Origin of the sequence: Arthrobacter sulfonylureivorans (assembly GCF_047607445.1) — a bacterium.
Classification (GTDB): Bacteria; Actinomycetota; Actinomycetes; order Actinomycetales; family Micrococcaceae; genus Crystallibacter; species Crystallibacter sulfonylureivorans_A.
The window spans coordinates 1-7,401 of record NZ_JBLKRT010000063.1 but is presented as its reverse complement, the minus strand read 5'-3'; the positions used below and the strand labels follow the sequence as shown (position 1 = coordinate 7,401).

Below are 7,401 nucleotides of genomic sequence, written 5' to 3'. Positions count from 1 at the left end.
GCGAGCCGAGGATGGCGGTCCAGAAGAACGAATCCACGACGAACTCCACCGGGGTGAAGCTGGACAGCCAGGCGGTCAGCACCAGCATCAGCGCATTGATCACAATGGTGAACAGCCCCAGCGTCAGGATGGTCAGCGGAATCGACAGAAAGGAAACAATGGGGCGGATGATCGCGTTCACCAGGCCAAAGATCAGCCCGATCAGCAGATAGCCCAGCACCGTGCCGATCGTTTCGTTGCCGACCGCCTCGGCCGCGGCGGAGCCATGGATATCCATGCCGGGCAGAATCCAGCTGGCCACCCAGAGTGCCAGCGCATTGATGATGACCCGCACAATGAACTTTCCCATGCGCTTATGCTGCCACACCCTCGCCGTCGCCATGCTGAACTTGCTGTGCCGGAGCCCACGTATCCTTAAAGGCATGATTTCTCCTGAGAACCCCATCAAGGAAGCTGCGGTTCAGGCAGCAGGAACGTCGGCCCGGATCCACCCGCGTCCGGTCCTCGACAGGCTGCCTAAGTATGCTGCCGGCAAACCGCCGGCCGCGATCGAGGGCCTGCAGTCCTACAAACTGTCCTCCAACGAAAACCCCTTGCCGCCGCTGCCTGCCGTGCTGGAAGCCGTCAACGCGCAGACGGACATCATGCGCTACCCCGACCCGCTGTGCACCGCGCTGCGCAATGAACTGGGCCGCTTCCTGGACGTCCCCGCCGACGACATTGTCACCGGCGCGGGAAGCCTGGGTGCCCTGGTGCAGATCCTGCAGACGTTTGCCGGACAGCACGAGGACGGCAGCGAAGACGAAGTCGTCTACCCCTGGCGGTCGTTCGAGGCCTACCCGATCATGGTGGGGCTCTCCGGCGCCCGCAGCGTCCAGATCCCCAACCGGTCAGACGGGACCCACGACCTCGAAGCCATGCTGGACGCCGTGACCGAACGGACCAAGGTCATCCTGCTCTGCACGCCGAACAACCCGACTGGCCCGGCACTGAAGGCAACCGACGTGGAGAACTTTTTCCGCGCCGTGCGGGACGACATCATCGTGGTCATCGACGAGGCCTACACCGAGTTCGTCCGGGACTCGGAGGTAGTCGACGGCGTCGCGATGTACCGGAAGTACCCGAATGTGGTGGTGCTCCGCACCTTCTCCAAGGCGCACGGCCTGGCAGGCCTGCGGGTGGGCTATTCCATCTCGCAGCCGCAGATCACCCAGCACCTGCGCGTGGCGGCAACGCCGTTTGCGGTCTCCAGCCTGGCCGAACATGCGGCCATCACGTCGCTGCGACACTACGACGAAGTTGTAGAAAGGGTACAAAGCCTGGTCGACGAACGTGACCGCGTGGTCGCCGGACTCGCCATGCTGGGGTGGAAGATTCCGCAGACCCAGGGCAACTTCGTCTGGCTGCCGCTGGGCGACCGGGCGCAGGAGTTTGCCGAACTCGCCGGACAGCAAGCGCTGTCCGTCAGGGCCTTCGCCGGCGACGGGGTCCGGGTCAGTATCGGCGAAGTCGAGGCCAACAGCCGTTTCCTGGCGCTCTGTGAGAACTATACAAACGGTCCCGGCGTTTCCTGACGGTAATAACACGGGTCCCCGCCGCGGCTGCCGTTAGGCTAGGACGAGACAAACGACCGATATATGCCGGGTCAGGAATGCATTCCCGGCCCGGCATATATGAACAGCGAAGATCTGCCGGCAGCCGGCGGATCGGCGAGGAGTTCACATGGGCGCTGAGCACTTGCCCGCCTCGGAATTCGATATCGAAGAACTCGAGCAGTCCTTGGTGACCAGCGACCCCGCTGACGCGCCGCCGCTGGTCCAGTTGATGGCGCCCGACGGCAGCCTCCGCGAGGACACCAAGTACGGCCGCTACGCGGCGCATCTTGACGGCGAGGCGCTGCGCGCCATGTACCGGGACATGGCCTTGGTCCGCCGGTTCGATCAGGAGGCAACCGCACTGCAGCGGCAGGGCCAACTGCTCCTGTGGCCGCCCCTGCTGGGCCAGGAAGCGGCTCAGATCGGTTCGGGCAGCGCGCTGGAGGCCCAGGACTACGTGTTCCCGACCTACCGGGAACACGGCGTTGCGCTCACCCGCGGGCTGGAGCTGTCCAAGGTGCTGCGGCTGTTCCGCGGCGTCAGCAACGGCGGCTGGGACCCGCGGGAAAGCAACTTCCACATCTACACGCTGGTGCTGGCCGCCCAATCGCTGCACGCGGTCGGCTACGCCATGGGCGTCCAGCGCGACGGCGACGACGCCGTGACGGTCGCCTACTTCGGCGACGGCGCCAGCTCCGAAGGCGATGTCCACGAGTCGATGGTGTTTGCCGCCTCCAACCAGTCCCCGGTGGTCTTCTTCTGCCAGAACAACCACTGGGCCATCTCCGTCCCCACCGAAGTCCAGTCCCGCATTCCGCTGTCCAACCGGGCCAGCGGCTACGGTTTCCCGGGGGTCCGCGTGGACGGCAATGACGTGGTTGCCGTCCACGCGGTCATGCGCTGGGCGCTGGAGCGTGCGCGTTCGGGCAAGGGTCCGGTGCTGATCGAGGCGTTCACGTACCGGATGAGCGCCCACACCACCGCTGACGATCCGACCAAATACCGCGAGGCCGCGGAGGAAGAGAAGTGGCGCGAGCGCGATCCGCTGCTGCGGCTGGAGCGATACCTGCGCAGCACCAACACCGCCGGGCCGGACTTCTTCGACCAGATTGCCGCAGAGGCGGACAAGCTCGCGGCCAGCACGCGCGCCGACGTGCTGGCGATGGAGGCCCCGGACTTCGAGGACCACTTCGCCAATGTGTACGCAGAGCCGCACCCGCTGATCCGCGAGGAGCTGGAATGGCACCGGCAGTACCAGGCCGGCTTTGCCGAGGACACCGCCGGACAGGCTGAAGGGCAGGCACGCTGATGCCCACCATGACCATAGCCAAGGCGATCACCAGCGGGCTCCGCGCTGTCCTGGCCGACGACCCGAAGACGCTGATCATGGGCGAGGACATCGGCAAGCTCGGCGGTGTCTACCGCGTCACAGAAGGGCTGCAGGCCGAATTCGGGGCCGACCGGGTGGTTGACACACCGCTGGCCGAGTCGGGCATCCTCGGCACTGCCATCGGATTGAGCTTCCGCGGCTACCGGCCCATCTGCGAGATCCAATTCGACGGGTTCGTCTTCCCCGCGTTCAACCAGATCACCACCCAGCTGGCCAAGATCCGCAGCCGCAGCTCCGGCATGCTCTCCGCGCCCGTCGTCATCCGCATTCCCTACGGCGGCGGAATCGGCTCGATCGAGCACCATTCGGAATCCCCGGAAGCCCTCTTCGCGCACACCGCTGGGCTGCGCATCATCACCCCGTCCAACCCGCACGACGCCTACTGGATGACCCAGCAGGCCGTGGCCTGCCAGGACCCGGTGATCATCTTTGAGCCCAAGCGCCGCTACTGGCTCAAGGGCGAGGTGGACACCGAGTCGGCCGGCCGCGACGCCTTCAGCGCACAGGTGGTCCGGGAGGGCACCGACGTCACCATCGTGGCCTACGGTCCGCTGGTTCCGGTCGCGCTGGCCGCAGCGGAGGCGGCGCAAGAGGACGGCAACAGCGTGGAGGTGATCGACCTGCGCTCCATCTCGCCGATCGACTTCGACACCGTCACGGCCTCGGTCGAGAAAACCGGCCGGCTGATCGTCACGCACGAGGCGCCGACCTTCGGCGGCATCGGCGGCGAAATCGCCGCCCGGGTGGCGGAACGCGCCTTCCTGAGCCTGGAAGCCCCGGTGCTGCGCGTCGGCGGTTTCCACATGCCCTACCCGCTGGCCAAGGTGGAGGAACAGTACCTGCCGGACATCGACCGCCTGCTTGAGGCCCTCGACCGTTCGCTCGCCTACTGATATCGGAGATTTCATGTCGAACACGCAGATTTTCAACCTCCCCGATGTCGGCGAGGGACTGGTCGAAGCCGAGATCGTGTCCTGGAAGGTCAAGCCCGGCGACACGGTGGCGGTCAACGACGTGATCGTCGAGATCGAAACCGCCAAGTCGCTGGTCGAGCTGCCCAGTCCGTATGCCGGCGTGGTCTCGGACCTGCTGGTGCCGGAGGGCCAGACGGTGGAGGTCGGCACGCCGATCATCGCCGTCGCCCCCGAAGGCGCCCAGCCCGCGCCCGCCACACCGCAGCCCGCCGCCGGAACCACCGCCAATGCACAGGTACCGGAGCAACCGGTACCGAATGCCGCCCCCGAGGCCGGCCCGCTGGTTGGTTCCGGCCCCAAGGCCGATCCGGTCAGGCGCCGGCTGCGGCGCGGCAGCGCCTCCTCAAGTGCCGGAACAACGACGGCGGCGCGCGGCTTCGGGCGTCCGTCCGGCAAGGCGACCGCGCCTGCCGCCATGCATCTGCCCGAACCGCACGGCCAAGCACAGCACGTGCCGCCGGTTTCGACCGACGACGACGCTGCCGTTCCCGGTTCGGTCCCCAGCGGACACCGGGGCGAAGCGGTCCAGGCGGCCGTATCCCGGCTGCTGACGCGGGTGCTGGCCAAGCCTCCGGTCCGTAAGGCCGCAAAGGATCTGGGCATTAACCTGGCCGACATCACCCCTACCGGCAAGGGCGGCGAGGTGACCAAGCAGGACCTGCTCAGCTACCAGGCCCAGCGCGAGGCTGAACAAGCTGCCGCCCCCACGTTCTGGGCGCCGCGGAAGGGCCTGCTGGACAACCGGATCGAACGTATTCCGGTCAAGGGTGTTCGCAAGGCCACCGCCAAGGCGATGGTTGAGTCGGCCTTCAGCGCCCCGCACGTGAGCATCTTCGTGGACGTGGATGCCTCGCGGACCATGGAGTTTGTGCAGCGGCTGAAGAAGTCCCGCGACTTCGAAGGGATCAAGGTGTCCCCGCTGCTCATCCTGGCCAAGGCGGTCATCTGGGCAGCGGCGCGCAACCCCAGCGTTAACGCCAGCTGGGTGGAGGGGGAGTCCGGCGACGAGATCCACGTTAAGCACTTCATGAACCTGGGCATCGCGGCCGCCACGCCGCGCGGCCTGCTGGTCCCGAACATCAAGGACGCGCAGGACCTCTCGCTCAAGGAACTCGCGGTGGCGCTCAACGAACTGGCCACCACTGCGCGCGCCGGCAAGACCAAGCCGGCGGACATGCAGCACGGCACCCTGTCCATCACCAACATCGGGGCCCTCGGCATCGATATCGGCACACCGATCATCAACCCGGGCGAAGTCGCGATCGTCGCCTTCGGCACCATCCGGCAGAAGCCGTGGGTGGTGTCCGGCGAAGTCATCCCGCGCTGGATCACCACGCTGGGTGGCTCGTTCGACCACCGCGTGGTGGACGGCGACCTTTCTGCCCGGTTCATGGCGGACGTCGCCGCCATCATGGAAGAACCGGCGCTGCTGCTCGACTGACGCCACGCCTGGCTCCCCTCGGCTGACGCCGTCGACCGGTGCCGGCGCGCGGCGGCGACGCGTTCGCCGCGGCCGGCCGGTGCCCGCCGGCGCCACGGTTGCTAGGATCACCGTGTGGCGAGGAGGAGCACCATCACGTGACCAATCCAGCAGGCAATGCCCAGGCGAGCACCGTCGTCGAACCCGCAGTGACGCCGACGGCGGACCTGTACGACGAACGCGGCGACGAGCTGGCCTCGGTGTCGCTCCAGTTTGGCAACTTCGGCGGCCGGGCCGCCTTCAGCGGACCGGTCCGGACCATCAGCTGTTTCCAAGACAACGGGCTGGTGAAGTCCGTGCTCAACTCCCCGGGGGACGGCGCGGTACTGGTGGTCGACGGCGGAGGATCCGTGGAGACGGCGCTGATGGGGGACATGATCGCTGCCGCCGCCGTGGCCAACGGCTGGTCCGGCGTCATCATCAACGGAGCGGTCCGGGACCGGGCAGCCCTGGCACAGCTGCCGCTCGGGATTAAGGCCCTCGGCAGCAACCCGCGCAAAAGCGCCAAACAGAGCCGCGGCGAAACGGACGTCCCGGTGCAGATCGGGGGAGTGGTCTTCCGTCCCGGCGCTACGGTCCACGCCGATCTGGACGGAATCCTCGTCGACGGCTGACGGCACGGTACAGTCGCCCCATGACTGCTTCGTTCGACGCCGAGGTCGCCGCCGGGATCATGCAGGGTGCGGCAGACTTCTCCGGTGCCATCCACGTCCGCCAGCACGGGAAGGTCCTGCTGGATGAGGCCTACGGTGTGGCCACCCGGCGTTGGAACGTGCCGGTCAGCACGAACACCCGGTTCGACGTCGCGTCGGTGACCAAGCTGTTCGCTGCCGTGGCCGTGCTGCAGCAGGTCGACGCGGGGACGCTGAGCCTGGACGGACTGATCCACGACCACGTGGACCTGGCCGGCACGCAGATTCCGGCCGACGTCACGCTGAAGCAGCTGCTGACTCACACCTCGGGCATTGCCGACGACGCGGACGAGGAAGCGGGCGAATCCTACGAGGCGCTCTGGCTCGAGCGGCCCAATTACTCGGTGACACAGACCGCGGATTTCCTGCCGCAGTTTGTCCACAAGACGCCGAACTTCCCGCCGGGCCAAGGCTGCCGCTACTGCAACGTGGGCTATATCCTGGCGGGCTTGGCCCTGGAAAAGGCGACCGGAAGCAGTTACCGAGACTACGTCGTCGACCAGATCTTTGCCCCCGCCGGGATGACGGCAGGGTTCTTCGACATGCGCCAGGCGGTCCCGGATGTGGCAGAGGGCTGGGAACCGGCGGCTGACGGAACCGGCTGGCGGTCGAATATCTACAGTTATCCGCCCATCGGATCCCCCGACGGCGGAGCTTACGCCACCGCGCGGGATCTGGTGGTCTTCCTGGACGCGGTCAGGACGGGACGGCTGCTGTCGCCCGAAACCACGGAAGCCTTTCTCACGCCCCAGGTCAAGCACCACGAAAACGGCGACCAGCTCGTGGAGTACGGGCTCGGGCTGGAATTTCGCTCTGTTGCCGGACGGCTGCGGTCCGTATCCAAGGACGGCATCAATACCGGTGCCAGCGCCATCGTCGAGTATTTTCCGGACCACGACCTGACCTTGGCGATGGTCTCCAACGCGGAGGACGGCGTCTGGGGTCCGCTGCGCAAGATCAACGCGCTGATCCAGTAAGCCGGCTGCGGCGGCGACGCTGCGCACGCTGTGAAAGACTGGGCGCATGAGTAACAACAGGCCCTCGGGTCAGCGCCGCAACGACTCCGGGGTACCCAGGATCGACTGGAAGGGCACGCTGTGGGCCATGGCTGCCGTCTTCCTGCTGAGCTACGTGATGATCTGGCTGGTTCCCGGCCTGCATCCGATCCTGCGCATCATCATCGTGATCGGGCTGTATTTCGCCGGCCGGTACGTGTACTACCGCTACGTCAAGAACCGGCGCCGGCCATAGCTTTCTCAAGGACCGGGGC

General features: G+C 66.7%; 8 protein-coding genes. 7 read left to right on the top strand and 1 reads right to left on the bottom strand.

The genetic code is table 11. From position 1 onward, the window contains the following. On the bottom strand, nucleotides 1-349 hold a 349-nt coding region (locus ACMX2H_RS18475; protein ID WP_414962675.1), incomplete at its 3' end, for a phage holin family protein. Between the two features lie 73 nt (nucleotides 350-422). On the opposite strand from ACMX2H_RS18475, the gene ACMX2H_RS18470 reads away from it, so the two are divergent. From ACMX2H_RS18470 to ACMX2H_RS18440, 7 genes are all read left to right on the top strand, one after another. Further along, on the top strand, nucleotides 423-1,574 hold the full coding sequence (locus tag ACMX2H_RS18470; RefSeq protein WP_414962673.1) for a histidinol-phosphate transaminase: 1,152 nt from the start codon (nucleotides 423-425) through the stop codon (nucleotides 1,572-1,574). A 148-nt stretch (nucleotides 1,575-1,722) separates the two neighbouring features. Continuing rightward, the gene (gene pdhA / locus ACMX2H_RS18465; RefSeq protein ID WP_414962671.1) at nucleotides 1,723-2,904 is read left to right on the top strand and encodes a pyruvate dehydrogenase (acetyl-transferring) E1 component subunit alpha; all 1,182 of its coding nucleotides are present in this window, start codon (nucleotides 1,723-1,725) and stop codon (nucleotides 2,902-2,904) included. Next, nucleotides 2,904-3,878 carry an alpha-ketoacid dehydrogenase subunit beta gene (locus ACMX2H_RS18460; RefSeq protein WP_414962669.1) on the top strand — a complete coding sequence of 325 codons (975 nt, stop codon included), beginning with the start codon at nucleotides 2,904-2,906 and terminating at the stop codon, nucleotides 3,876-3,878. Before pdhA ends, ACMX2H_RS18460 begins: the two co-directional genes overlap by 1 nt. 13 nt (nucleotides 3,879-3,891) lie before the next feature. Then, complete coding sequence (locus ACMX2H_RS18455) at nucleotides 3,892-5,400, top strand: dihydrolipoamide acetyltransferase family protein (RefSeq protein ID WP_414962667.1); 1,509 nt, start codon at nucleotides 3,892-3,894, stop codon at nucleotides 5,398-5,400. A gap of 137 nt (nucleotides 5,401-5,537) precedes the next feature. Then, entirely contained in the window at nucleotides 5,538-6,053 is a 516-nt protein-coding gene (gene rraA / locus ACMX2H_RS18450; RefSeq protein WP_414962666.1) for a ribonuclease E activity regulator RraA, read from the top strand. Nucleotides 6,054-6,073: 20 nt separating this feature from the next. Then, complete coding sequence (locus ACMX2H_RS18445) at nucleotides 6,074-7,108, top strand: serine hydrolase domain-containing protein (protein ID WP_414962664.1); 1,035 nt, start codon at nucleotides 6,074-6,076, stop codon at nucleotides 7,106-7,108. A 46-nt stretch (nucleotides 7,109-7,154) separates the two neighbouring features. Beyond that, on the top strand, nucleotides 7,155-7,382 hold the full coding sequence (locus ACMX2H_RS18440) for a hypothetical protein (protein ID WP_414962662.1): 228 nt from the start codon (nucleotides 7,155-7,157) through the stop codon (nucleotides 7,380-7,382). Nucleotides 7,383-7,401 lie beyond the last annotated feature (19 nt).

What these genes read in the sequence shown, in the direction of transcription:
- ACMX2H_RS18470 (WP_414962673.1), top strand. Translation starts at nt 423, where the DNA reads ATGATTTCTCCTGAGAACCCCATCAAGGAAGCTGCGGTTCAGGCAGCA.
- ACMX2H_RS18460 (WP_414962669.1), top strand. Translation starts at nt 2,904, where the DNA reads ATGCCCACCATGACCATAGCCAAGGCGATCACCAGCGGGCTCCGCGCT.
- ACMX2H_RS18440 (WP_414962662.1), top strand. Translation starts at nt 7,155, where the DNA reads ATGAGTAACAACAGGCCCTCGGGTCAGCGCCGCAACGACTCCGGGGTA.
- pdhA (WP_414962671.1), top strand. Translation starts at nt 1,723, where the DNA reads ATGGGCGCTGAGCACTTGCCCGCCTCGGAATTCGATATCGAAGAACTC.
- ACMX2H_RS18455 (WP_414962667.1), top strand. Translation starts at nt 3,892, where the DNA reads ATGTCGAACACGCAGATTTTCAACCTCCCCGATGTCGGCGAGGGACTG.
- ACMX2H_RS18445 (WP_414962664.1), top strand. Translation starts at nt 6,074, where the DNA reads ATGACTGCTTCGTTCGACGCCGAGGTCGCCGCCGGGATCATGCAGGGT.